Below are 24,078 nucleotides of genomic sequence, written 5' to 3'. Positions count from 1 at the left end.
AGGTACCCCCTCCGCGTCGCCTCCCTCCTCCGCCTTGCCAGACTTGCCCCTCGCCCCGCTCCTTCCTCCACCCCACCTATCCGCGCGACCTCTTAATTCCGACAGTCAAGATCGTATTAGGGGTGGTCAATTTTTAATCAACGCTGAGTATTTTTTCGGTCGATTATTGGCTGTTTAGTTACCGTGATCGTTGACGGCAAGGTGCCTCAAGTCGCTTTCGGAGTGGTATATTCCGCATTTCGCTGAACCCTCGAATCCTCTGTAATGGTGCGCGGTGGGATTTTTCCGGTAACTGGAATGGTGAATTCTCCGCGCCGCTCTGCGGCTTCGCCCTCAAGCCAGCTCCTCTCGTCGAGGCCAGCCGTCTTGAGCGGGGGCCGCCTGTCTATGGAGCACGACTCTCACCAGAAGTGGGAAGCCGGCGTCACCACCGAGCGGATCCACGACCCGTAAGGCGCCAACACCAGACAGGCTCACGGCCGCAGGGCCGAGCCGACCGTGGCCGTCGTGGACGCGCGGAGCGTCAAGGCCTAGGCAACCGTTGCCAGTCAAGGAGAATCGACGCCGGCAAGAAGATCACAGGATCCAAGCGGTCTCTGACCGGTCCGTGCGGTCAGCCTGGTTTGCGGATGCTGTCGATGATGCGGGTCCAGTTGTCGCCGCCGTGGCCGTTCTCGATCGCGTGCCGGTAGTGGGCCTGCACGGCCAGGGGGAGCGCGAGGTCGAGGCCGAGTGAGGTGCTGGTGTCGACGATGTGGTCGGACGTCGCGCCCATCATCGTGACCGTGCTGAGCTCGCCCGGGTGCTCTCCGGCGTCCAGCGCGGCGCCGGGGGTCTCCTCGCCGGCCCTGAGGATGGCGCCGGTCGCGTCGGCGGAGGAGAGCAGTTCCGGCAGGGCGTCCCTGGCCTTCATTCCGGCCGTGCCCAGCATCGCGGTGGCGTGCATCAGCGCGGACAGGGTGGAGAGGAACACGGTGAGCTGGGCTTGGTACATCGTCTGGGCGAGGCCAGGATCCTCGCCCAGGTACTTCGGTGTGCCGAGCGGTGCCAGCGCCGCCCGGTGGTGCTCCAGCACCGCGTCCGGGCCGCTGTAGTAGATGTGGGCCGCCGCCGTGCCGACCATCGGCGCCGGGACCATGACGCCGCCGGTGAGGAAGCGCGCCCCGTGACCCGCTGCCCAGGTGGCCGCCTCGCGGGTGCGGTCGGGGGTGTCCGAGCTGAGGTTGACCAGCGTGCGGCCGGCGAGTGAGGCGGTGGCGCTGCCGAGGATGTCGTACATCGCCAGGTAGTCGGTGAGGCTGAGAATCACGAGGTCGCTCGCCTCGACCGCGTCGCCGGGGGTCGCCGCGCGTGTCGCTCCTGCGGCGACGAGGGCGTCGGCCCGGCCGGCGGTGCGGTTCCAGACGGTGACCGGGTGACCGGCGGTGAGGAGGGTGCGGGTCATGGCCTGGCCCATCGGGCCGAGCCCGAGCACGGTGACGGGGCTGTTCCGCACCGCGTCGTGGTTCTTCAGTTCGTGTCGTTCGCGTTGTTCGTTCACCCCTCCATGCTCGGAGGGCACCGTTAATCTCGGAAGTACCCACTATTTTCTGCGGTACTTACCTTTCAGTAAGGGGATCGGCGATGGCCAAGGCGCCACGACGCGGGCCGTACATCTGCGGCATCGACGCCGGGCTCGACGTGGTGAGCGGCAAGTGGAAGGGGCTGATCCTCTGGGAACTCGACGCCCATGGCGTACGCCGCTTCGCCGAACTCCGGCGCGGGCTGCCGGGAGTGAGCGAGAAGATGCTGACCCAGCACCTGCGCGAGATGGAGGAGGACGGTCTCGTCCACCGGAAGGTCTACGCACAGGTGCCGCCACGCGTGGAGTACTCCCTGACCGAGTACGGGCGCACGCTCAACGAGGCGCTCCGGCCGCTCGGCCTCTGGGGGATCGAGCGGATACGGCGTGAAGGCGCCCCGGTGGTCGACGTCACCGGGGCCGGGGTCTCGCACGGGTAGCGGCCCGTCCCACGGGGGTGGGGCGAGCCGCTGCCGGGTTCTCCTTGTGGGTGCTTCGGCTGCGTCGGTTACTTCGGGTCGCGGTTGAAGAGCGACGTGGACCAGAAGTAGCCGAGCGCGGAGAGGACCAGGCACCAGGCGACCGCGAGCCATCCGTTGTGGCCGATCTCGGTGCCGAGGAGCAGGCCGCGCAGGGTCTCGATGGCCGGGGTGAAGGGCTGGTACTCGGCGATCGGCCGGAACCAGCCCGGCATCGCGTCGACCGGCACGAAGGCGCTGGACAGGAGCGGCAGGATCATCAGCGGCATGGCGTTGTTGCTGGCCGCCTCGACGTTCGGGCTGGACAGGCCCATCCCGACCGCGATCCAGGTGAGCGCCAGGGAGACGAGCGCCAGCAGACCGACCGCCAGGATCCACTCCAGGGCGGTGGCGCCGGTGGCCCGGAACCCGATGGCCACGGCGACGGCCCCGACGAGGACCACGCTCATCACGCACTGCAGCACGCTGCCGATGACATGCCCGATGAGTACCGACCCGCGGTGGATCGCCATCGTACGGAAGCGGGCGATGATGCCCTCGGTCATGTCCATGGAGACGGACACCGCGCTGCCGATCGTGCTGCTGCCGATGGTCAGCATCAGGATGCCCGGGACGAGATACGCGAGGTACGCGGACCGGCCCGCCCCGCCGGCCCCGATGCCCGCGCTCATCACGTCGCCGAAGATGTAGACGAAGAGCAGGAGCAGCATGACCGGCGTGAGGAGCAGGTTCAGGGTGAGGGAGGGGTAGCGCCGGGCGTGCAGCAGGTTGCGGCGCAGCATGGTGTGGGAGTCGCGGACGGCGAGGGAGAGGGCGCTCATCGGACTGTCTCCTTGGGCTGGTCGGGGGTGGTGGGACCGGTGAGGGCGAAGAAGACGTCGTCGAGGTCGGGGGTGTGCACGGTCAGTTCGTCCGCGTGGACGCCGGTGGAGTCGAGCCGGTCGAGGATGGCGCGCAGTGCGTGCTGGCTGCCGTCGCTGGGGATCTGGAGGGACAGGGCCTCGTCGTCGCGGGTGGCCTCGCGCAGGGCGGAGGCGGCGGAGCGGTAGACGGAGGGGTCGGAGAAGCGGAGTCGTACGTGGCCGCCGGGGATGAGGCGCTTCAGTTCGTCGGCGCTGCCCTGGGCGGCGATCGTGCCGTCGTGCAGTACGGCGATGCGGTCGGCGAGTTCGTCGGCCTCGTCCAGGTACTGGGTGGTGAGGAAGACGGTGACGCCGCCGGAGACGAGTTCGCGGATGATCTGCCACATGTTGTGGCGGCTGCGCGGGTCGAGGCCGGTGGTGGGCTCGTCGAGGAAGATGATCCGCGGGTCGCCGACCAGCGTCATGGCGATGTCGAGGCGGCGCTTCATGCCGCCGGAGTAGGTGGACGCGGGCTTCTTCGCGGCCTCCACCAGGTCGAAACGCTCCAGCAGTTCGGCCGTGATGCGGCGGCCCTCGCTCCGCGGGAGGTGGTGCAGGTCGGCCATGAGGAGCATGTTCTCCTCGCCGGTGATCAGCCCGTCGACGGCGGAGAACTGCCCGGTGACACCGATCGCGGCCCGTACGCCGTCCGGTGACGTGGCCAGGTCGTGGCCCGCGACCTGGGCCTGCCCGCCGTCGGCGCCGATGAGGGTGGAGAGGATCTTCACGGCGGTGGTCTTGCCGGCGCCGTTCGGGCCGAGCAGCGCGAAGACGGACCCGGCCGGGATGTGCAGATCGATGCCGTCGAGGACGGTCTTGTCGCCGTACGACTTGCGCAGCCCGACGGCGGAGACGGCGGCCGGGGACGGCTGTTCGCCGGCCTGTATGGACGTGGGCATGACAGATGAAGGCATGGGGCCCTCTCCTTCGAAGGCTGAGGTGACGGGGTGCGCGCGGGGTGCGTGGGGTGTGTGCGTACGTACGGATGTGAGCGAGGGAGCGGTGGCGCGGGTGTGTGGGTGCCGGGCGGTGCTCAGGCTCGCGCGCGGCGGACGTCGATGTTGCCGTGCCGGGTACGCGCGCGGATCTTGACGGTGTCCTCGGCGTCCTCCGGGGACTCGGACGCGGTGAGCGCGTTACGCACCTGGCCCGAGCCCGAGCTGACGTCCAGCCAGGCGGCCGTGCCTTCACGGACGCCGACCTCGATGGCGCCGTAGGACGTTTCCAACTGGACAGTGCCGCGCGCCACTTCATCCACGCGCAGGGTCCCGTGGGCGGTGGTGGCGGTGACGGAGTTCTCGGCGCGCCGGATCTCGATGTCACCGTTGGCGCCGCTCACCCGCAGCTCGCCGGTGGCGGCGCCGACGGTCGTGGTGCCGTGCGAGTTCTTCAGGACGGCGGGGCCGTCGACAAGTCCGACGCGCAGGCTGCCGGAGCTGGTGCTGATCTCGGCCGGGCCCTCGACCCGGTCCACGGTGATCGAGCCGTGCGCCGCGGTCAGCGTCAGCGAGCCGGTGGTGTCGAGGCGGACGTCGCCGGACGAGGTCTTCACGCGGACGTCGCCGAGCCGGCCCTCGCCGAGCACCTGGGTCCAGGCGCCGGTCGTGTCGACGCCTGATCCCGCGGGCAGTTCGACGGTCACGTCGACGGTGCCGGTGCGGCCGAGCAGATTGGGCTTGGGCGTCCTGACGGTCAGTACGCCGTTCACGTACGTCACCTCGGTCTGGTCGGCCGACCGTACGTCCTGGTCCCGCTTCGGGTCGCGGGGCCGCACCTCGACGACGGTGTCGACGCGGTCGCCCGCGGTGAACTGGATGGAGCCGGCCTCCACGCGGGCGGCGACCGAGATCGGTGCGGGAGTGTCGAAAGAAGGCATGGCTGTCCCGTCCTCTTGGGTCTTTGGGGCGTCCCCGCTGGTGGGACGTGGTGTGGCTGAAGTGGTGTGAGTGAAGTGGTGTGGGTGGGGCGGCGGTGCTGAGAACGTCTAGCGCACCCAGCCCGTGAAGCTCTGTCCGATCGTGCGGGTCTTCTCCGGCGTACGCGGCCGGGGGCCGCCGTCGACCGCGGCCGACACGGCGCGCACCAGCCACGCGTTGACCGACAGGCCCTCGCGGCTCGCGGCCTCCTCGGCGCGGGCCTTGAGGTGGGCCGGCAGACGCAGGTTGACGCGGGCGGTGCCGCCCTCGTCGCCGTCGGCCGGGGCCGGGGCCCTGAGGGGTTCGACGGGCGCGGCCGGTTCCGCCGGGGCGCCGCCGCCGTCGGTGGGTGGCGGTGTCACCACGAAGTCGGGGTCGAGCCCGCGCAGCCGTACGTAGACCGAGCCGGGGGCGAGGTCGCGGGTGATCTCGTCCATCGCGGCGGACAGCACGTTGAGCATGGTCAGCCGGGTCGCCGACTCCAGCGGAGCGGTGAGCCGCTCGGCCAGCTCGCGGGCTTCGCCGCCACCGGCTTCGGCGGCCACCGCGAGTTCGCGGCGGAGGGAGTCGACATACGGGGTGAGGTCCATGACGTCATCATGGCATCACTATGGCGCTATGCGCAAGTGTGAGTGGTGTCGCACCGGGGTGAAGGGGTGGGATGCCTCTTCACCTGCGGAAACGTGCAGTAGGTGGTTTGGGGTGAGGTGGCGCCATGCGCGCTCGGGGGTGTGAGGCGGCGCCGGATGGCGCCGAGTGGTGCCAGGTGGTGCCGTCTGGCGCCACCTGGCACCACGTGATGCCAGATGTGACGCGAGTCCCCGGGATGCGGGACAACCCGACCCCGCGCTGCCACCGCACCGGGGCGCGACCTGTACCGCGCACCCGGGGGCTTGCGGCAAGAGCCGGGGCATGCCGCAGAATCGCCGACCGGGACCGGAGGCCGCGAAATGGGGAGTCGCCACGTGCGAGTGCTGTTGTCTGCGTATGGGTCGCGCGGGGATGTCGAACCGCTGGCCGGGCTCGCCGTGCGGTTGCGGGCGCTCGGGGCACAGGCGCGGGTGTGCGCGCCGCCGGACGAGGAGTTCGCGGAGCTGCTGGCCGGGGTCGGGGTGGAGCTGGTGCCGCTCGGGCAGCCGGTGCGCTCGTTCATGCACGGAGCGACGCCGCCGTCGGCGGCGGAACTGACCCGGCTCCGTATCGCGATGGTCGCCGAGCAGTTCGACACGGTCGCCGCGGCGGCCGAGGGGTGCCACGTCCTGGTCGCGGCCGGGCTGGCGCAGGTCGCCGCGCGGTCCGTGGCCGAGAGGCTGGGCATCCGCTACGTGTACGCGAGCTACCACCCGGTCTCCCTGCCGTCGCCGCACCACCCGCCGGCCCCGCGGCAGGGCTGGCCGCCCCCGCCGGAGGGCGCCGGCAACCGGACGCTGTGGGACCTGGACGCCCAGGGCATCACCGAGCTGTTCGGCCACGCGCTCAACACCCGCCGGGCGTCGCTGGACCTGCCTCCGGTGGACAACGTCCGCGACCATGTCTTCACCGACGAGCCGTGGCTGGCGACGGACCCGGTCCTGGGTCCCTGGCGGGAGCCGGCGGACCTCGACGTCGTACAGACCGGCGCGTGGATCCTGCCGGACGAACGGCCGCTGCCGGCGCGGCTGATGGCGTTCCTGGAGGCCGGCTCGCCGCCCGTGTACGTGGGCTTCGGCAGTATGCGCGCTCCGGAGGGCATCGCCAGGGCGGCCGTCGAGGCGATCCGCGCGCGGGGCCGCCGCGCGGTGGTCTCGCGTGGCTGGGCGGACCTGGCCGTGCTCGACGACCGGGACGACTGTCTGGTCGTCGGGGAGGTCAACCAGCAGGCGCTGTTCGGCCGGGTGGCCGCCGTCGTGCACCACGGCGGCGCGGGGACGACGGCGACGGCCGCCCGGGCCGGCGCGCCCCAGGTGGTGGTCCCGCAGATGGTGGACCAGCCGTACTGGGCGGGCCGGGTGGCCGCGCTGGGCATCGGCGCCGCGCACGACGGGCCGACACCGACCGCCGCGTCCCTGTCCGCCGCGCTCACCACGGCCCTGGCGCCCGGGACCCGCGACCGGGCGCGGGCCGTGGCGGGCACGATCCGTACCGACGGGGCCGAGGTGGCCGCGAAGCTGCTGTTCGACACGGCGGCCCGGGGAGGCCCGCCGGGGCCCGCGTGAACCGCGCGGCGGCCCCGCTCCGCGGCGCCGCTCCAGGTCGCGTACGTACTCCTCCAGGGTGTGCCGTACCGTCGCGCCGTCGGGCACCCAGTAGGGGAGCCCCGCGCCCATCAGCGGGCCGGTGCGGTGGCGGGCGAGTGACCGGGCGAAGCCCCGGGGCCGGCGGGGCCCGTCCGGGCCCGGCCCATGGATTCCGGCCGGAGCGATGGCCGGATCGCCGTGGGTGCGGGGGTGTGGGGGCGGTGGTTACGGTGCGTCGGGAGCGACGCGTACGAGTTCTGACCGCAGCGGCCCGTTGCCCGCCCGCAGAGGTGTGCGCGAGGGGCCGCACCTGACACCGGCGCGCCGGCGCCGGGACATCCGATCAACGGGAGAGCCGATGTCCGTCACCCCGCCCCCCTTCGACCCCGAACTGGCCGTCGTACTCGAACTGAACCCCGAGAGCACCACCGTCCTCACGCCCGAACTGATCCTCCTCGCCCGCGAGATCATGGCCCAGCAGCGCCCCACCGACGAGGAGATACGCCGCCAGGGCACCTTCACCTTCGAGGAGCGCGAGGTGCCGGGGCCGGCCGGGGCGCCCGCCGTCTCGCTGCTGATCTGCCGGCCCGCCGGGGCGCCGCGCCCCTCCTCCGCCCGGCTGCCCGCCCTCTACTGCGTGCACGGCGGTGGCATGGTCAGCGGTGACAACCGGCTCGGGATCCTCGACCGGCTCGACCTGGCGCATGAGCTGGGCGGCCTCGTCGTGGTCTCCGTCGAGTACCGGCTCGCCCCCGAGCATCCGCACCCCGCGCCCGTGGAGGACTGCTACGCCGGGCTGGTGTGGACCGCCCGGCACGCGCGGGAGCTGGGGATCGACCGTGACCGGATCTTCGTGGTCGGCAGCAGCGCGGGCGGCGGGCTCGCCGCGGCGCTCGCGCTGATGGCGCGGGACCGGGGCGGCCCGGAGCCGGCCGGGCAGTTCCTGATGGCGCCGATGCTCGACGACCGCAACAACTCCCCGTCCAGCCACCAGATGGCCGGGGTCGGCACCTGGGACCGGGCCTCCAACCACACCGGGTGGAGCGCGCTGCTCGGTGACCGGATGGGGAAGCCCGGCGTCTCCCCGTACGCCGCGCCGGCCCGTGCCACCGATCTGTCGGGGCTGCCGCCCCTGTACATCGAGGTGGGGTCCGCCGAGACGTTCCGCTCCGAGAACGTCGACTACGCGTCCCGTATCTGGATGGCGGGGGGCCGCGCCGAACTCCATGTCTGGCCGGGCGGTTTCCACGGTTTCCACGGCGACGCGCCGAAGACCAGAATCACCCGTGACGTGAAGGAGGCCCGGCTGCGCTGGATGCGGCGCGTCCTCGCCACGCTCTGAGCAGAGCAGCGCCCTGAGCAGCGCCGTGCTCCGAGCCGTGCGCTGAGCCGTGCTCCGCTTCAGCCGCTGCCGGCCCGTGGCTTCGTCGCCGCCCAGAACGCCTTCTGTACGAGCAGGGTGAGCGTCCCGGCGGCGACGATGCCCGCCAGGTTCAGCAGCAACTGGCGGGAGGAGCCCCAGACCTGGCCGAAGTCGCCGTAGCCGAGGGCGACCGCCGCGTTGGCCGCCGCCGGGACCGTCGTCACGGAGATGGCGACCCCGACCAGAGCGCCCGACTTCGCCGAGGTCAGCGAGAGCATGCCCGCCGCGCCCGCGAGCGCCGCGACCACCAGCGAGAAGAGGTCCGGGTTCCAGATGAACGAGGTGTTCGGGCGCTTCGACTCCAGCATCGACTCGGTGAAGAGCCCGAAGCCGTCCATCATCAGCCCGAACACCGTCGTCAGCGCCATCGCCACCGCGAACCCGACGAGCACCGCGACCAGTGAACGCCAGGCCAGCCGCGGGGCGCGCTGCACCAGCGCCGTACAGATGCCCGCCAGCGGGCCGAATTCCGGGCCCACCGCCATCGCGCCGACGATCAGGATCGCGTTGTCCAGCACCACACCGCAGGCCGCGATCATCGTCGCGAGGGACAGGAACGCCAGATAGGTGACGGAGAGGGTGGACTCCTCGTGTGTCACGTCCTCCAGGTGCTCCCACAGCACGGCGTCGGCGCCCTCGCCGGGCGCCGCCTCCTCCGCCGCGTCCGCGCGTTTCGAGAGCGACAGGTGGACGTCCTCCACGGAGATCGCCCCCGACTCGTCGATCCCGAGGGCGCGCAGCGCGCCGATCAGCTCGTCGCCCGCCTCGCGCGCCACGTCGCACAGGACCAGGTCGCCGTGCGGGTCGCGGGCGGCGCCGGGGACGACGGCGAGGTGCGTGGTGCCCACGGTGGACTCGACGGCGCGTACCACCTCGTCCGTACGGTCGGCCGGTACGAGCAGACGCAGATGCAGCACGTCGGCCGCTCCTCGGATGTCAGAGTTTGCGCAGGGAGAGCCGCTGCACCGTATGGTCCTGGCCCTTGCGCAGGACCAGTGTGGCGCGGCCCCGGGTGGGCGCCACATTTTCCAGCAGATTGGGCTTGTTGATGGTCCGCCACGTCGTACGGGCGTACTTCAGGGCCTCCTCCTCGGAGACCTGGGTGTACTTCCTGAAGTACGACGACGGATCCTGGAAGGCGGTCTCACGAAGCTTGCGGAACCGGTTCAGGTACCAGCTCTCGATGTCCTCGGGACGCGCGTCGACGTACACGCTGAAGTCGAAGTAGTCGGCGAGCGCGACCCGCGTCCGGCCGTCCTTGCCGGGCAGCGCGGGCTGGAGGACGTTCAGTCCCTCCACGATGAGGATGTCGGGACGCCGTACGGTGAGCAGTTCGCCGGGCACGATGTCGTAGATGAGGTGCGAGTAGACGGGCGCGGTGACCTCGTCCTTGCCCGCCTTGATGTCCGCGACGAACCGGGTCAGGGCCCGCCGGTCGAACGACTCGGGGAACCCCTTGCGCGACATCAGCCCCCGGGCCTCAAGCTCCTTCATCGGGTACAGGAAGCCGTCGGTGGTGACGAGTTCGACCCGCGGGTGCTCAGGCCAGCGGGCCAGCAGCGCCTGGAGGAGCCGGGCCACCGTCGACTTGCCCACGGCCACGCTCCCGGCGACCCCTATGACGAACGGGGTGCCGCGCTGCGCGCCGTGCCCGTTGCCCGCCTCCCCGAGGAAGGTGTTGAGGGCGCCGCGCAGCCCGGCGGTGGACTGGACGTACAGGTTGAGCAGCCGGGAGAGCGGGAGGTAGACGTCGCGTACCTCGTCCAGGTCGATGACGTCCCCGAGCCCGCGCAGCCGCTCGACCTCCTCGGCGGTCAGCGGCAGCGGTGTCTTGTCGCGCAGGGCGCTCCACTCGGCCCGGGTGAGGTCCACGTAGGGGGTCGGCCCGTGGTCGGTCCTGCGGGCGGGGCTCCGGGACGGCGACGGTGGCGACGGCGGCGAGGTGATCACCCGGCCATTGTCCGGCGCGACCGGTGGTCCTGGGAGGCCACCGGAGGTGGGGTCGGTCACGTGGCGTGCGCGCACGCCGCCCCGGCGGGACCTTCCGGCAGGACCCGAACGAGAGGCCCGAGGTCCCCGTCCGCCGGTGCGCGGTCTGCGACGATGCCGTCCGACGAGATCCATAAGGTCAGGAACAGACAGGAACAACCAGAATCGTCAGCGAAGGGAACGGTATGTGCGGAATCGTGGGTTACGTCGGCGGGCAGTCGGCGCTCGATGTGGTCATCGCGGGTCTCAAGCGCCTGGAGTACCGGGGGTACGACTCCGCCGGGGTCGCCGTCCTCGCCGACGGCGGGCTCGCCGCCGCCAAGAAGGCGGGCAAGCTGCTCAACCTGGAGAAGACCCTGGTGGAGCGCCCGCTGCCGAACGGCGCCACCGGGATCGGCCACACCCGCTGGGCCACGCACGGCGGCCCCACCGACACCAACGCCCACCCCCACCTCGACAACGCGGGCCGCGTCGCCGTCGTCCACAACGGGATCATCGAGAACTTCGCCGCGCTCCGCGCAGAACTGGCCGAACGCGGCCACGACCTCGGCTCCGACACCGACACCGAGGTCGTCCCGCACCTCCTCGCCGAGGCGTTCTCCTCCTGCGGCGACCTCGCCGAGGCGATGCGCCAGGTCTGCCGCCGGCTGGAAGGCGCCTTCACGCTCGTCGCCGTCCACGCGGACGCGCCGGACGTCGTCGTCGGAGCCCGCCGCAACTCGCCGCTGGTCGTCGGCGTCGGGGAGGGCGAGTCGTTCCTCGCCTCCGACGTCGCCGCGTTCATCGCCCACACGCGCTCCGCGATCGAGCTGGGCCAGGACCAGGTGGTCGAGGCGCGCCGCGACGGCGTGACCGTCACGGACTTCGACGGCGCCCCGGCCGAGGTCCGCTCGTACCACGTGGACTGGGACGCCTCCGCCGCCGAGAAGGACGGCTACGCCTCCTTCATGCTCAAGGAGATCGCCGAGCAGCCGAAGGCCGTCGCCGACACGCTCCTGGGCCGGATCGACACCGAGGGCGTGCTCACCCTCGACGAGGTGCGCATCCCGGCGGCCGTGCTCCGCGAGGCGGACAAGGTCGTCATCGTGGCGTGCGGTACGGCCTTCCACGCCGGGCTGATCGCCAAGTACGCCATCGAGCACTGGACGCGGCTGCCCTGCGAGGTCGAGCTGGCCAGCGAGTTCCGCTACCGTGACCCGATCCTGGACCGGCGCACGCTCGTCGTCGCGATCTCGCAGTCCGGCGAGACCATGGACACCCTGATGGCGCTGCGGCACGCCCGTGAGCAGGGCGCGAAGGTACTGGCCATCTGCAACACGAACGGCTCGACCATCCCCCGGGAGTCCGACGCGGTCCTCTACACGCACGCGGGCCCGGAGGTCGCCGTCGCGTCGACCAAGGCGTTCCTGACCCAGCTCGTCGCCTGCTACCTGGTCGCGCTCTACCTCGGCCAGCGGCGCGGCACGAAGTGGGGCGACGAGATCAGGGATGTCGTCCGCGACCTGGGGCGGATCGCGGGCGAGGTGGAGCGCGTCCTGGCCACGATGGAGCCCGTACGGGCCCTCGCGCGCACCCTCAAGGAGAAGCGGACGGTGCTGTTCCTGGGCCGGCACGTGGGATATCCGGTGGCCCTGGAGGGCGCGCTCAAGCTCAAGGAACTCGCGTACATGCACGCGGAGGGGTTCGCGGCGGGCGAGCTGAAGCACGGCCCGATCGCGCTGGTCGAGCCGGACCTGCCGGTGGTGGTCGTCGTACCGTCGCCGCGCGGGCGCTCGGTGCTGCACGGCAAGATCGTCTCGAACATCCAGGAGATCCGGGCGCGGGGCGCGCGCACGATCGTGATCGCGGAGGAGGGGGACGAGGCGGTGGTGCCGTACGCGGACCACCTCATCCGCATCCCGGCGACGCCTACGCTGCTTCAGCCACTGGTCGCGACCGTGCCGTTGCAGGTGTTCGCGTGCGAGCTGGCGACGGCGCGGGGCAACGAGGTGGACCAGCCGAGGAACCTGGCGAAGTCGGTCACGGTGGAGTGAGCGGTCGCGTACGTATGTTGTGGCGTACGTACGCGGGTGAGGGAGACAGTGGAGTGATCATCGGGGTGGGGATCGACGTCGCGGAGATCGACCGGTTCGGGGAGTCGCTGCGGCGCACCCCGCATCTGGCCGACCGGCTCTTCCTGGCGAGCGAGTTGCTGCTCCCCAGCGGCGAGCGGCGCGGTACGGCCTCCTTGGCGGCGCGGTTCGCCGCGAAGGAGGCCCTGGCCAAGGCGCTCGGCGCGCCCGGCGGGCTGCACTGGACGGACGCCGAGGTGTACGTGGAGGAGACCGGGCGGCCACGGCTGCGGGTGACGGGGACGGTGGCCGCGCGCGCCGCCGAACTGGGCGTACGGAGCTGGCACGTCTCGCTCAGCCACGATGCGGGGGTGGCGTCCGCCGTGGTGATCGCGGAGGGTTGACGGGCAGGCAGGCGAGCGGGGGTCGAGAGAGGGCAGGGCTGATGCGTACCGCGTACAGCGTGGAGACCGTGAGGAACGCCGAGCGCGAGCTGATGGCGCGGCTGCCGGAGGGCACGCTGATGCGGCGCGCCGCCGCCGGTCTCGCCGCCGCCTGCGCCGGGCTGCTGAAAGATCTGCTCGGCCGGGTGTACGGGGCGCGCGTCGTCCTGCTCGTCGGCAGCGGCGACAACGGCGGCGACGCCCTGTACGCCGGCGCGCGGCTGGCCCGCAGGGGCGCCGGCGTCACGGCGGTGCTCCTGGCGCCCGACCGCGCGCACGGGGGCGGGCTGAACGCGCTGCTGGGCGCGGGCGGCCGGGTCGCGGACGACCCGTACGACGCGCTGGCCGCCGCCGATCTGGTGCTGGACGGCATCACCGGTATCGGCGGCCACGGCGGGCTGCGGCCCGACGCGGTGCCGGTGGTACGGGCGGCCAAGGGCGCGGGCGCGGTGATCGTCGCCGTCGATCTGCCGAGCGGTGTCGAGGCGGACAGCGGGGAGGTCGAGGCGGCCGACCGGGCGGTGCGCGCGGACGCGACGGTCACCTTCGGCGCGTACAAGCCGGGCCTGCTCATCGACCCGGCGCGCGCGCTCGCGGGCGCGCTGCGGCTCGTGGACATCGGGCTCGGCCCCCACCTGCCGTCCGTCCCGGACCTGGAGGCGCTGCAACACGCCGATGTGGCGCGGCTGCTGCCCGTACCGACGGCGGAGAGCGACAAGTACCGGCGCGGCGTCATCGGCGTCGTCGCGGGCTCGGCGCGCTACCCGGGCGCGGCGGTCCTCGCGGTCTCCGGCGCGCTGCGCGGGGGCGCGGGGGCCGTACGGTACGTGGGCCCCGGCAGCGAGGCGGTCCTCGCCCGCTTCCCGGAGACGCTGGTGCACGAGGGCCCGCCGGCGGAGGCGGGCCGCGTCCAGGCGTGGGTGGTGGGCCCCGGGCTCGGCGAGGGCTCGTGGGCGCGCTCGGCGGTGGCCGAGGTCCTGGCCTCGGACGTCCCGGTCCTGGTCGACGCGGACGGCCTGCGCCATGTCACCGCGGAGGCGGCACGGCGCCGTACCGCCGACACCCTGCTCACCCCGCACGCGGGCGAGGCGGCGGCGCTGCTCTCCGTCCCCCGCGCCGAGGTGGAGGCGGGCCGGCTGGCGGCGGTACGGGAACTGGCCGCCCGGTACGGCGCGACCGTCCTGCTGAAGGGCTCGACGACCCTGGTCGCCGCCCCGGACCCGCGAACCCCGGTCCGCGTCAACCCCACGGGCACCGCCTGGCTCGCCACGGCCGGCAGCGGCGATGTCCTCTCGGGCCTCGCGGGCTCCCTCCTCGCCACGGGCCTCCCGGCCCGCGACGCGGCCTCGGCGGCGGCCTACCTGCACGGCCTGGCGGCCCGCCTGGCGGCGCACGGCGCACCGGTGGCGGCGGACGACGTGGCGGCGGGCGTGGGGGAGGCGTGGCGCAACGTGGTGGGGGAGGCGGGCTGACGACGTGGGCGCGGAAAGCCCGCACAGTACGCTGAACCCTGCGGGAACCCGCCCGCCGCGCGATGTCAGGGAGCCGCTTCATGACCGGCGAGCCGGTCGCCCCCGCGTGGACGCACGAGCAGATCACGGCGGAGCAGTACGACTCCTGGTCCGAGGAACAGTGCGCGGGAAGGCTTCGTGGGCGTCGCCGTCACCGTGATCACACGGTCCGGGCGGTGAGCTGAGAGACTGGGCCCGATGACCGGAACCATGCAGACCTCGGAGACCGTGCGGGCACGGGCCGAAGTCGATCTCGCCGCCCTGCGGGGCAATGTGCGCGCGTTGCGCTCCCGGGTGGGGGACGGCGTCGCGCTGATGGCCGTCGTGAAGTCCGACGCGTACGGACACGGCATGCTGCCCGTCGCCCGTGCCGCCCGTGCCGCCGGGGCCACCTGGCTCGGGGTCGCCACGCCGCACGAGGCGCTCGCGCTGCGGGCCGCCGGGATCGGCGGACGGGTGATGTGCTGGCTGTGGACGCCCGGCGACCCCTGGCGGGAGGGGATCGAGGCCGATCTCGACATGTCCGTCAGCGGGCTGTGGGCGCTGCGCGAGGTGACCGCCGCCGCGCGCGCGGCCGGGCGGCCCGCGCGGATCCAGCTCAAGGCCGACACCGGGCTCGGCCGCAACGGCTGCCAGCCCGCCGACTGGCCGGAACTCGTCGGTGCCGCGCTCGCCGCGCAGGCCGCGGGCGAGGTCCGTGTCACCGGACTCTGGTCGCACTTCGCCTGCGCCGACGAGCCGGGACACCCCTCCATCGCGGCCCAGCTGGAGGTCTTCCACGAGGTCGTGGCCTACGCCGAGAAGGCGGGCGCCGAACCCGAGGTACGGCACATCGCCAACTCGGCCGCCGCGCTCACCGTCCCCGAGTCGCACTTCGACCTCGTCCGGACGGGCATCGCCCTGTACGGCATCTCGCCCAGCCCGGAGCTGGGCACCTCCGAGGAGTTCGGCCTGCGCCCCGTCATGACGCTCTCCGCGTCCGTGGCGCTGGTCAAGCAGGTGCCGCGGGGACACGGCGTCAGCTACGGCCACCACTACGTCACGCCGGAGGAGACCACGCTCGGCCTGATCCCGCTCGGTTACGCGGACGGCATCCCCCGGCACGCCTCCGGGCGCGGCCCCGTCCAGATCGGCGGGGTGCGGCGGCGGGTGGCCGGGCGGGTGGCGATGGACCAGTTCGTCGTCGACCTCGGCGGCGACACGCCCGAGCCGGGCGCGACGGCCGTCCTCTTCGGCCCCGGCGACCGGGGCGAGCCGACCGCGGAGGACTGGGCGCGGGCCGCCGGGACGATCGCGTACGAGATCGTCACCCGCATCGGTTCCCGCGTCCCCCGCGTCCACCGCGACGAGAGCGGGCATGCTGAGCCGGGCGGTCTCACCACCGAGCCGCCGGGGCCGACGACGGGGAGCGCACCGTGAACGAGAGCGGCAACTGGCGCAGGGCGACGGGGATCGCGGGCGCCGCCATAGGCGTGATCGCCGCCGGGGCCGCCGCCGGTGTGGCGATCGAGAGGATGACCGTCGGACGCGGCATCCGCAGGAAGGCGCGGCTCGCGCTGGACGCGGCGGGACCGTACGGCGCCCTGCGCGGCACCCCGGGCAGGGCCCGCGCGGACGACGGTACGGAGCTGTACTACGAGGCCGACGAGGTCACCCCGGGGGAGACGGCCGGGGCGGAGGGGATCGCCGGGCCGGCCGGACCGCGCAGGCGGCGGCTCTTCGGCCGTAAGGAACCCGCGCCCGTCACAGTTGTTTTCAGCCATGGCTTCTGCCTCAACCAGGACGTCTGGCACTTCCAGCGCGCCGCGCTGCGCGGCCTCGTCCGTACCGTCTACTGGGACCAGCGCAGCCACGGCCGCTCCGCCCGGGGCGCCGCCCAGCGCGGACCCGACGCCGTACCGGTCACGATCGACCAGCTCGGCCGCGACCTGAAGGCCGTCATCGACGCCGCCGCGCCCGACGGGCCGCTGGTGCTCGTCGGGCACTCCATGGGCGGCATGACGGTGATGGCACTGGCCGACCAGTTCCCGGAGCTGATACGCGACCGGGTCGTGGGCGTCGCGTTCGTCGGCACGTCGAGCGGGAAGCTCGCCGAGGTCACCTACGGACTGCCGACCCTGGGCGTCAACGCCGTACGCAGCGTGCTCCCCGGTGTACTGCGGATGCTGGGCTCGCAGGCCGAACTGGTCGAGCGCGGGCGGCGGGCCACCGCGGAGATCTCCGCCGGGGTGATCAAGCGGTACTCGTTCAGCTCGAAGGACGTGGACCCGGCCGTCGCGCGGTTCGCGGAACGGCTCCTGGAGTCCACCCCGATCGATGTCGTCGCCGAGTTCTACCCGGCCTTCACCGAGCACGACAAGGCGAAGGCGCTGCCCGCCTTCCTGGACATCCCGGCGCTGGTGCTGGCGGGCGAGAACGACCTCGTGACACCCAGCTCGCACAGCGAGGCCATCGGTGATCTGCTGCCCGACGCGGAACTGGTGATCGTCCCCGACGGGGGCCACCTGGTGATACTGGAGCACCCGGAAGCCGTCACGGACCGGCTGGCCGACCTGCTGGTACGGGTCGGGGCGGTGCCCGCACCGTCTAACGTGGGGACGCATGGAAGCACCGCACAGCCCGGCACCTGACGGCGTCGCCGCGACCCCAGCCGCCCCAGCCGCCGCAGTCACTCCCGTCGCTCCTGTCCCTTCCGGTTCCCCCGGTTCCCCCGGCTCCCCGGAGGGCTCCGTCACCCTCACCGTCACCATCGGTTCGCCCGAACGGATGACGGAGCTGGGCCTGCGCCTCGCCGCGCTGCTCCGCCCCGGCGATCTGGTGATGCTCACCGGCGAGCTGGGCGCCGGCAAGACGACCCTGACGCGCGGCCTGGGCGAGGGCCTGGGGGTGCGGGGGGCCGTCACCTCCCCGACCTTTGTGATCGCCCGTGTCCACCCCTCCCTGACCGGGGGGCCCGCGCTGGTCCATGTCGACGCGTACCGCCTCGGCGGCGGTCTCGACGAGATGGAGGACCTGGACCTCGATGTCTCGCTGCCGGACTCCGTGGTGGTCGTGGAGTGGGGCGACGGCAAGGTCGAGGAGCTGTCGGACGACCGGCTGCACGTGGTCATCGACCGGGTCGTGGGCGGGGCCGGGCCCGTACCGGCGGCCGAGGACGACGACCGGCGCACGGTCACGCTGACCGGGATCGGTGCCCGGTGGGCGGACGCGGATCTGGCCTCGCTGGCCGCACCGACCGCGTGACCGGCCTCGTATCCGACGTCGTATCCGACTCCGTCTGCGACCTCGCGGAACCCGTGGGCCGGGGGTGATTCGGTCAGTCGTTCCGTACATTCCGACAAGACGTCGGCAAAATGTTGCGCGTGCCGTGCCGTGCGTGGTCACATGGTGGGGAGACTTGGTTAGGTCTACCTAACCATGCCTGCCCCCGGAGCCCCAGGAGGCACCCATGCCGGCGCCCGAGCGTGACATCCGTCCGCAGCCCTCGTCGTACCTGACGCGGTCGCTGTCACCGTCGTCCGTCCCCATGAAAGACCTGCTGGCGTCGTGCGCCGCGGCGCGGGCCGTCTCCACGCCGCCGAGCGCGCCCGAGCCGGACGCGGGGCGGGAAGCGGGGCTGGAGCTGCTGAGGAAGAACGGCGAACAGGAGCGCGGCGCCGCGCGGGAGCGCGACGCCGCGTAACAGACGAACGACGGGTCCACGGGACGACCGGCCTGCCGACCTGTCCGCCTACCGGCCTGCCGACCTGTCGGCCTGCCGGGCCTCTACGGGACGACTTCCACCTTCGAGCCGACCGTCGCGAACGTCCACATCGCGTTCCCGTCCGCCACCTTCATCCTGACCCCGCCCGTCTTCAGCGTCGGGTCGGGGCTGGTGAGCGTGCCGTCGACCGCCGCGCTGAACCCGATCGCCACGTTGTCGACGGTCGTGAAGCGCACCACGTGCTCGATCCGAACGCCGTCCGAGCCGGTCACGGAGCCGGACCGCGAGGTCACCGTGTACGAGCCGGGGGGCGGGCTGACCGTGCTCGGCATGACCGCGAACGTCCGCGTCGACCGGCCCTTCTCGTCCACCAGCCACACCCGCCGGTCGGCCAGCGCGTAGACGACCCGCTCCCCCGTGCCCGAGGCGGCCGGTACGGCCATCGGGTCCTTCGGCTTCTGCGCGGGAGAGCCGGAGGTGGCGGGCAAGGAGCTGGGGGCGGCCTTTGTGGGCTTCCCGAGGGTGTCGGGGGCGTTGGCCGATGCCTGGAAGGCGAGGAAACCGACCACGGCGACAGCCGCTGCGGTGAGCCCGGCCACGATTCCCGAGCTGCTCCTGGACACCTTGATCCACCTCTCGTACGTATGACTCCGTGGTGACGTTAGCAGCAGCGGGATGACGGGGCGGGGCGCCGTGCCCCGGCGCCGGGAGCCGTAGGCTGTTTGCGTGCTTCTGCTCGCCGTTGATACCGCCACGCCCGCCGTCACCGTCGCCCTCCACGACGGTTCCTCCGTCCTGGCCGCCGAGCGCCGGACCGACGCCCGCCGCCACGGGGAGCTGCTGCTGCCCGCCGTCGACCGGGTCCTCGCCCGGGCCGGCCGGAAACTCGACGATGTGACGGAGGTGATCGTCGGGGTCGGGCCCGGACCGTACACCGGGCTGCGGGTCGGGCTGGTGACGGCCGTGACCTTCGGCTCGGCGCTCGGCGTCCCGGTACGCGGGCTCTGCACCCTGGACGGGCTGGCGTACGCGTCCGGCCTGACGGAGCCGTTCGTGGTGGCCACGGACGCGCGCCGCAAGGAGGTCTACTGGGCGCGGTACGCGGACGCCCGTACGCGGCTGACCGAGCCCGCGGTGGACCGGCCCGCCGACCTCGCCGAGCGGGTGGCGGGCGTGCCCGTGGTGGGCGCGGGGGCACTGCTCTACCCGGACGTCTTCCCGGACGCGCGGGCCCCCGAGCACCAGTCGGCGGAGGCGCTGGCCGCGCTGGCCGCCGGGAGACTCGCCGCGGGCGGGGAGTTCCTGGCGCCCCTGCCGCTCTATCTGCGGCGGCCGGACGCGCAGGTGCCCAAGAACTACAAGGTGGTCACCCCGAAGTGACCGCCTCCCTGGATTCCGACGCCGTCGTCCTGCGCGAGATGCGCTGGTGGGACATCGAACCGGTGCTCGCGCTCGAACGCGATCTGTTCCCCGAGGACGCCTGGTCACCGGGGATGTTCTGGTCGGAGCTGGCGCACGCGCGCGGCCCGGGGGCGACACGGCGCTATGTGGTCGCCGGGACGGCCGCGGGGGAGCGGGGCGAGGGGAAGATCGTCGGGTACGCCGGACTGGCCGCCGCCGGTGGCCTCGGCGACGTACAGACCATCGCCACCGCCCGCGACCAGTGGGGCACCGGCCTCGGTTCCCGCCTCCTCACCGACCTCCTCCAGCACGCCACCGCCTTCGAGTGCGAGGAGGTACTGCTGGAGGTACGGGTCGACAACGCGCGGGCGCAGAAGCTGTACGAGCGGTTCGGCTTCGAGCCCATCGGCTTCCGGCGCGGCTACTACCAGCCGGGCAATGTCGACGCGCTCGTGATGCGCTTCCGCGCCCAGGACGCGGACGGAACAGAGACGTTGGACGGAACAGAGACGGCAAGGAACTGAGAACCATGGCTGACGAACCGCTCGTCCTCGGCATCGAGACCTCCTGCGACGAGACCGGTGTCGGCATCGTGCGCGGTACGACGCTGCTCGCCGACGCCGTCGCGTCGAGCGTCGACGAGCACGCGCGCTTCGGCGGCGTGGTGCCCGAGGTCGCCTCCCGGGCGCATCTGGAGGCGATGGTTCCGACGATCGAGCGCGCGCTGAAGGAGGCCGGGATCACCGCCCGCGACCTCGACGGGATCTCCGTCACGGCCGGCCCCGGGCTCGCCGGGGCGCTGCTGGTGGGGGTGTCGGCGGCGAAGGCGTACGCGTACGCCCTCGGCAAGCCGCTCTACGGCGTCAACCACCTCGCCTCGCACATCTGCGTCGACCAGCTCGAACACGGCCCGCTGCCGGAGCCGACGATGGCGCTGCTGGTCAGCGGCGGCCACTCGTCGCTGCTGCTCGCGCCGGACATCACCAGCGACGTACGGCCGATGGGCGCGACGATCGACGACGCGGCGGGCGAGGCGTTCGACAAGATCGCCCGCGTGCTGCACCTCGGCTTCCCCGGCGGCCCGGTGATCGACCGGCTGGCGCGGGAGGGCGACCCGGCCGCCATAGCGTTCCCGCGCGGGCTGACCGGGCCGCGTGACGCCCCGTACGACTTCTCCTTCTCCGGGCTGAAGACGTCCGTGGCGCGCTGGATCGAGGCCAAGCGTGCGGCGGGCGAGGAGGTGCCCGTACGGGACGTGGCGGCCTCCTTCCAGGAGGCGGTGGTCGACGTACTGACCCGCAAGGCCGTCCGCGCCTGCAAGGACGAGGGCGTCGACCACCTGATGGTCGGCGGCGGCGTCGCGGCCAACTCCCGGCTGCGCGCGCTCGCGCAGGAGCGGTGCGAGCGCGCGGGCATCCGGCTGAGGGTGCCGCGTCCGGGGCTGTGCACGGACAATGGGGCGATGGTGGCGGCGCTGGGCGCGGAGATGGTGGCCCGGGGGCGGCCGGCGTCGGACTGGGCGCTGTCGGCGGACTCGTCGCTGCCGGTGACGGAGCCGCACGTACCGAGCACCGCGCACGACCACGACCATGCGCAGAGCCACGCGCAGGGCCACGACCACGACCACCTCCACGAGCTGGCGAAGGACAACCTGTACTCATGAGGCAGACATGACGGTCGCACTGATGTGGGAGGCCAAGGCCGCACCCGGCCGGGGCGGAGAGCTGCTGGCCTGGGCCGGCGCGTACGAACTCCCGTACGCGCCACTGCGCCGCGAACTCTTCCGGGCCCCGGGGGACCGGGTCCTCGTCATCACCTGGTGGCACGGCCCGTACGACAGCGACCGTCCCGAACTCCCCGACCCGGCCCCGGACCTGATCGCCCGCCCGGTCCACCGCTGGCGGTTCGAGGCACTGGGCACGGAGGCCCCGGACGTCCCGGAGGGCTGAGCGGACTCAGTCCGCCAGGAGCACGGAGGTGTCGAGGAGCGGATAGGGCGCGGGCAACGGCAGCGGCCGCCCCAACTCCACCTCGACCTTCGTGGCGTAGTGCGCGGTGGCCGGACCGTCGCCCGGTACCGGGTCGGAGAAGGCGTACGCCTTGCCGTCCTGGCGGTGAATGAGGACATGGACGGGGATGCCGGCAGCGGCGTAACCGCGGTACTTCGGGCCCGAGTCCGTCTCGTGGTTGCTGGAGGTCACCTCGCCCGCCAAGGCGAGCAGTTCGATCGGATACCAGCCCTTGTGCGCCCTGCGGTACGCCTCATCCATCTCGGTCGGCCTGCGCTGCTGCACGTAGAAGTCAGGGATGGCCAGGGAGCGGGTGCGCTCTCCTCGGGGCAGTTTCGCCGGGATTCCCCCGGACGGGAATCCCGGCGGGCTCCGTACCGCTCCGCTACCAGCGCACCGGCAGCCGGTTCAGGCCGCGGAGGAGGCCGGGGCGCCAGTCGGGGGCCGGGGGCGTGTCGTCCAGGGTCAGGGCGGGGAAGCGTTCCAGCAGGGTGCGCAGGGCGATGGCGCCCTCCAGGCGGGCCAGCGGGGCGCCCAGGCAGTGGTGGATGCCGTGGCCGAAGGCGAGGTGGCCCCGGGTGACGGCCGGGTCGCGGTGGATGTCGAAGCGGTCGGGGTCGGGGAAGCGCCCGGGGTCCCGGTTGGCCGCCGCGATCGAGAACATGACGGGCTCGCCCGCGGCGACCCGGGTGTCGCCGAAGGTGACGGGCTCGGCGGTGTGACGGTACGAAGTGGCCTGCACGGGAGGCTCGTACCGCAGCGTCTCCTCGATCGCGCCGTCCAGCAGCGTCCAGTCGGCGCGCAGCGCGGCGAGCTGGTCGGGGTGGCGCAGCAGGTGGTGGACGGCGCTGGAGATCAGATGCGCCGTGGTCTCGTGCCCGGCGACCAGCAGCACGAAGGCCATGCCGAGCAGTTCCTCCGTGTCCAGGTGGTCCCCGGCCCCCGTGCCCTCCTCGCCGGTGGAGTGGATCACCGCGTGCAGCAGATCGCTGTCGGCGGCTCCGGCCGGGAGGGCGCGTTTCTCCTCGATGAGGCCGAGGAAGTAGGCGGTCATCTCCTGGTTGGCGCGCTGCCCGGCCTCCGGGTCGGTCGCGGCGACGACCTGCGCCGACCAGGCACGGAACGGCTCCCGGTCGGCGGCCGGGACGCCCAGCAGCTCGCAGATGACCGTGACCGGCAGCGGGAAGCCGTACGCGTCGACGAGATCGGCGCGGCCGTCGCCCTCGACGGCGTCGAGCAGCCCGTCGGCGATCTCCTGGACGCGGGGGCGCAGCGCCCGTACCCGGTGCGCGGTGAACTCCCGGGCCACCAGGCGGCGCAGCCGGGTGTGGTCGGGCGGGTCGACCTGGAGCATGTTGCGGCCGACGGCGTGGCCGCCGTCGCTCTTCCAGGAGGAGGAGTGGCGGATGTCGTTGCGCAGCCGCGCGGTGTCGTTGAGGGCGGCGCGCGACGTGGCGCCGTCGGTGACGAGCCACTGCGGCGCGCCGAGGGGAAGGCGTACGGGGTGGACGGTGCCGGTGTCGCGCAGCCGCGCGTAACGGGGGTACGGGTCGGCGGTGAAGCCGGGCCAGTCGCCCAGGGCGAGGTCCTCGGCGCCGGCGTCCTCGGCGCGTACGCCGTCATCAGTGGTGGCGGTCGGGTCAGTGGGCATGGTGGGCTCCCGGGTCCGAAAACCTTGAGCGGGGAAAGCTCCCCACTTAGCGGTTCCGACGATAACAGGAAGTGGGGAGTGGTCCACGCTTGGGTGGCCCGGGGTACGGCCCGGGGTACGGTACGGCCGTGAGACAGGACGCACAGCGCAACCGGGAGCGGGTGATCGCCGCCGCCCGCGCGGTCTACGCCGAGCAGGGCGTGGAGGCCCCGCTCGACGTGATCGCCCGCAGGGCCGGGGTCGGCAACGCCACGCTCTACCGGCGCTTCCCCGACCGCGCCGCGCTGATCGAGGCCGTCTTCGGCGAAGGGCTCGCCGCGACCATCGAGGCCGGGGAGCGCGCCCGGCGGGCGGCGGACCCGTGGGCGGGGCTGACGGCCTATCTGGAGCGCACCTTCGCCGGGCTGGCCACGGACCGGGGTGTCACGGACCTGATGACGACGGCCATGGAGGGCGTCCCCACACTGGAGGCGCTGCACCTCCACAACGCCGCGACGGTCGACGCCCTGCTGGCGCGGTGCCGCCGGGACGGCACCGTACGCGACGACGTGTCCGTCGAGGACGTGCTCTTCGCTCTGGCGGCGCTGGGCCGTGCCGTACCGGCGGCGGAGACGGCCGTGCCCGGGTCCTGGCGGCGGCTGCTCGCGCTCTTCCTGGACGGCCTGCGCGCGGAAGGGGCCCGCCCGTTGCCGGGCGAGCCCCTTACGTCGGACGGTCTGGGTACGGCGCTGGGCGCGCTCCACGGCCCCGGCTGACCGGGGCCGGGCCCGGCTGACCGGGGCCGTGGCCGGCGGCCCGGGGCCGTGGCCGGCGGCCCGGGGCC

General features: G+C 72.9%; 25 protein-coding genes and 1 pseudogene. 16 read left to right on the top strand and 10 right to left on the bottom strand.

The features are described from left to right. Positions 1 to 613: 613 nt before the first annotated feature. The gene (locus ACIQ7D_RS33895; RefSeq protein WP_403944410.1) at positions 614 to 1,540 is read right to left on the bottom strand and encodes an NAD(P)-dependent oxidoreductase; all 927 of its coding nucleotides are present in this window, start codon (positions 1,538 to 1,540) and stop codon (positions 614 to 616) included. A gap of 83 nt (positions 1,541 to 1,623) precedes the next feature. Here ACIQ7D_RS33895 and ACIQ7D_RS33890 point away from each other — a divergent pair, with 83 nt between their 5' ends. Continuing rightward, positions 1,624 to 2,001, top strand: coding sequence for a winged helix-turn-helix transcriptional regulator (locus ACIQ7D_RS33890; protein ID WP_403944408.1), 378 nt, complete (start codon positions 1,624 to 1,626; stop codon positions 1,999 to 2,001). 68 nt (positions 2,002 to 2,069) lie between these two features. Here ACIQ7D_RS33890 and ACIQ7D_RS33885 read toward each other — a convergent pair whose 3' ends face one another. The 4 genes from ACIQ7D_RS33885 to ACIQ7D_RS33870 form a co-directional block, all read right to left on the bottom strand. Further along, a complete protein-coding gene (locus ACIQ7D_RS33885; protein WP_403944405.1) occupies positions 2,070 to 2,861 on the bottom strand; it encodes an ABC transporter permease in 792 nt (263 codons plus the stop codon). Further along, positions 2,858 to 3,841, bottom strand: coding sequence for an ATP-binding cassette domain-containing protein (locus ACIQ7D_RS33880; protein WP_403944425.1), 984 nt, complete (start codon positions 3,839 to 3,841; stop codon positions 2,858 to 2,860). The genes ACIQ7D_RS33885 and ACIQ7D_RS33880 overlap by 4 nt, the downstream gene beginning before the upstream one ends. A 134-nt stretch (positions 3,842 to 3,975) precedes the next feature. After that, positions 3,976 to 4,818 (bottom strand): DUF4097 family beta strand repeat-containing protein, encoded by an 843-nt coding sequence (locus ACIQ7D_RS33875; RefSeq protein ID WP_403944402.1) that lies wholly within the window; start codon positions 4,816 to 4,818, stop codon positions 3,976 to 3,978. 108 nt (positions 4,819 to 4,926) lie between these two features. After that, a complete protein-coding gene (locus ACIQ7D_RS33870) occupies positions 4,927 to 5,448 on the bottom strand; it encodes a hypothetical protein (RefSeq protein ID WP_403944400.1) in 522 nt (173 codons plus the stop codon). A gap of 375 nt (positions 5,449 to 5,823) precedes the next feature. Between ACIQ7D_RS33870 and ACIQ7D_RS33865 the strand changes: the two genes are divergently transcribed. Together ACIQ7D_RS33865 and ACIQ7D_RS33860 are read left to right on the top strand one after the other, a co-directional pair. Further along, on the top strand, positions 5,824 to 7,053 hold the full coding sequence (locus ACIQ7D_RS33865; RefSeq protein ID WP_403944399.1) for a glycosyltransferase: 1,230 nt from the start codon (positions 5,824 to 5,826) through the stop codon (positions 7,051 to 7,053). Between the two features lie 379 nt (positions 7,054 to 7,432). Further along, positions 7,433 to 8,416, top strand: a complete 984-nt coding sequence (locus tag ACIQ7D_RS33860; RefSeq protein ID WP_403944397.1) for an alpha/beta hydrolase — start codon at positions 7,433 to 7,435, stop codon at positions 8,414 to 8,416. Positions 8,417 to 8,475: 59 nt separating this feature from the next. On the opposite strand, the gene ACIQ7D_RS33855 is transcribed toward ACIQ7D_RS33860, so the two are convergent. Both ACIQ7D_RS33855 and coaA read right to left on the bottom strand, forming a co-directional pair. Next, entirely contained in the window at positions 8,476 to 9,414 is a 939-nt protein-coding gene (locus tag ACIQ7D_RS33855) for a DUF389 domain-containing protein (protein ID WP_403944395.1), read from the bottom strand. A 19-nt stretch (positions 9,415 to 9,433) separates the two neighbouring features. After that, positions 9,434 to 10,447 carry a type I pantothenate kinase gene (gene coaA, locus ACIQ7D_RS33850; RefSeq protein ID WP_403944393.1) on the bottom strand — a complete coding sequence of 338 codons (1,014 nt, stop codon included), beginning with the start codon at positions 10,445 to 10,447 and terminating at the stop codon, positions 9,434 to 9,436. A gap of 224 nt (positions 10,448 to 10,671) precedes the next feature. Here coaA and glmS point away from each other — a divergent pair, with 224 nt between their 5' ends. From glmS to ACIQ7D_RS33810, 8 genes and pseudogenes are all read left to right on the top strand, one after another. Further along, positions 10,672 to 12,519: a glutamine--fructose-6-phosphate transaminase (isomerizing) gene (gene glmS / locus ACIQ7D_RS33845; protein WP_403944391.1), complete on the top strand. Its 1,848-nt coding sequence runs from the start codon at positions 10,672 to 10,674 to the stop codon at positions 12,517 to 12,519. 53 nt (positions 12,520 to 12,572) lie between these two features. After that, positions 12,573 to 12,941 carry a holo-ACP synthase gene (locus tag ACIQ7D_RS33840; RefSeq protein WP_403944389.1) on the top strand — a complete coding sequence of 123 codons (369 nt, stop codon included), beginning with the start codon at positions 12,573 to 12,575 and terminating at the stop codon, positions 12,939 to 12,941. Positions 12,942 to 12,982: 41 nt separating this feature from the next. Further along, positions 12,983 to 14,452 carry an NAD(P)H-hydrate dehydratase gene (locus tag ACIQ7D_RS33835; protein ID WP_403944387.1) on the top strand — a complete coding sequence of 490 codons (1,470 nt, stop codon included), beginning with the start codon at positions 12,983 to 12,985 and terminating at the stop codon, positions 14,450 to 14,452. Between the two features lie 80 nt (positions 14,453 to 14,532). Beyond that, positions 14,533 to 14,622, top strand: a pseudogene (locus ACIQ7D_RS33830) (Uma2 family endonuclease); the annotation flags it as partial. Between the two features lie 79 nt (positions 14,623 to 14,701). Then, positions 14,702 to 15,910: an alanine racemase gene (alr, locus tag ACIQ7D_RS33825; RefSeq protein WP_403944423.1), complete on the top strand. Its 1,209-nt coding sequence runs from the start codon at positions 14,702 to 14,704 to the stop codon at positions 15,908 to 15,910. Further along, positions 15,907 to 17,121, top strand: a complete 1,215-nt coding sequence (locus tag ACIQ7D_RS33820) for an alpha/beta fold hydrolase (protein ID WP_403944385.1) — start codon at positions 15,907 to 15,909, stop codon at positions 17,119 to 17,121. Before alr ends, ACIQ7D_RS33820 begins: the two co-directional genes overlap by 4 nt. Beyond that, entirely contained in the window at positions 17,093 to 17,734 is a 642-nt protein-coding gene (gene tsaE / locus ACIQ7D_RS33815) for a tRNA (adenosine(37)-N6)-threonylcarbamoyltransferase complex ATPase subunit type 1 TsaE (protein ID WP_403944382.1), read from the top strand. The genes ACIQ7D_RS33820 and tsaE overlap by 29 nt, the downstream gene beginning before the upstream one ends. 205 nt (positions 17,735 to 17,939) lie before the next feature. After that, positions 17,940 to 18,173, top strand: a complete 234-nt coding sequence (locus ACIQ7D_RS33810) for a hypothetical protein (RefSeq protein WP_403944381.1) — start codon at positions 17,940 to 17,942, stop codon at positions 18,171 to 18,173. 83 nt (positions 18,174 to 18,256) lie between these two features. On the opposite strand, the gene ACIQ7D_RS33805 is transcribed toward ACIQ7D_RS33810, so the two are convergent. Further along, positions 18,257 to 18,817 (bottom strand): hypothetical protein, encoded by a 561-nt coding sequence (locus ACIQ7D_RS33805; RefSeq protein ID WP_403944379.1) that lies wholly within the window; start codon positions 18,815 to 18,817, stop codon positions 18,257 to 18,259. Positions 18,818 to 18,920: 103 nt separating this feature from the next. Here ACIQ7D_RS33805 and tsaB point away from each other — a divergent pair, with 103 nt between their 5' ends. Genes tsaB through ACIQ7D_RS33785 form a run of 4 tightly spaced genes read left to right on the top strand, consistent with a single transcriptional unit; the run spans position 18,921 to position 21,544 of the window. Continuing rightward, positions 18,921 to 19,574 carry a tRNA (adenosine(37)-N6)-threonylcarbamoyltransferase complex dimerization subunit type 1 TsaB gene (gene tsaB / locus ACIQ7D_RS33800; protein ID WP_403944378.1) on the top strand — a complete coding sequence of 218 codons (654 nt, stop codon included), beginning with the start codon at positions 18,921 to 18,923 and terminating at the stop codon, positions 19,572 to 19,574. A 38-nt stretch (positions 19,575 to 19,612) separates the two neighbouring features. Beyond that, a complete protein-coding gene (gene rimI / locus ACIQ7D_RS33795; protein WP_403944420.1) occupies positions 19,613 to 20,119 on the top strand; it encodes a ribosomal protein S18-alanine N-acetyltransferase in 507 nt (168 codons plus the stop codon). Positions 20,120 to 20,124: 5 nt separating this feature from the next. Next, the gene (tsaD, locus tag ACIQ7D_RS33790) at positions 20,125 to 21,258 is read left to right on the top strand and encodes a tRNA (adenosine(37)-N6)-threonylcarbamoyltransferase complex transferase subunit TsaD (RefSeq protein ID WP_403944375.1); all 1,134 of its coding nucleotides are present in this window, start codon (positions 20,125 to 20,127) and stop codon (positions 21,256 to 21,258) included. A 7-nt stretch (positions 21,259 to 21,265) separates the two neighbouring features. Beyond that, a complete protein-coding gene (locus ACIQ7D_RS33785; RefSeq protein ID WP_403944372.1) occupies positions 21,266 to 21,544 on the top strand; it encodes a hypothetical protein in 279 nt (92 codons plus the stop codon). Between the two features lie 6 nt (positions 21,545 to 21,550). Here the strand turns inward: ACIQ7D_RS33785 and ACIQ7D_RS33780 are convergent, their stop codons facing one another. Further along, complete coding sequence (locus ACIQ7D_RS33780; protein ID WP_403944370.1) at positions 21,551 to 21,865, bottom strand: hypothetical protein; 315 nt, start codon at positions 21,863 to 21,865, stop codon at positions 21,551 to 21,553. Positions 21,866 to 21,989: 124 nt separating this feature from the next. Further along, the gene (locus ACIQ7D_RS33775) at positions 21,990 to 23,255 is read right to left on the bottom strand and encodes a cytochrome P450 (RefSeq protein ID WP_403944367.1); all 1,266 of its coding nucleotides are present in this window, start codon (positions 23,253 to 23,255) and stop codon (positions 21,990 to 21,992) included. A gap of 128 nt (positions 23,256 to 23,383) precedes the next feature. Between ACIQ7D_RS33775 and ACIQ7D_RS33770 the strand changes: the two genes are divergently transcribed. Next, a complete protein-coding gene (locus ACIQ7D_RS33770; protein WP_403944365.1) occupies positions 23,384 to 24,010 on the top strand; it encodes a TetR/AcrR family transcriptional regulator in 627 nt (208 codons plus the stop codon). The last annotated feature ends 68 nt before the right edge of the window (positions 24,011 to 24,078 follow it).

The organism is Streptomyces sp. NPDC096310 (genome assembly GCF_044763125.1).
Classification (GTDB): domain Bacteria; phylum Actinomycetota; class Actinomycetes; order Streptomycetales; family Streptomycetaceae; genus Streptomyces.
This window is presented reverse-complemented; position numbering and strand designations above follow the sequence as displayed.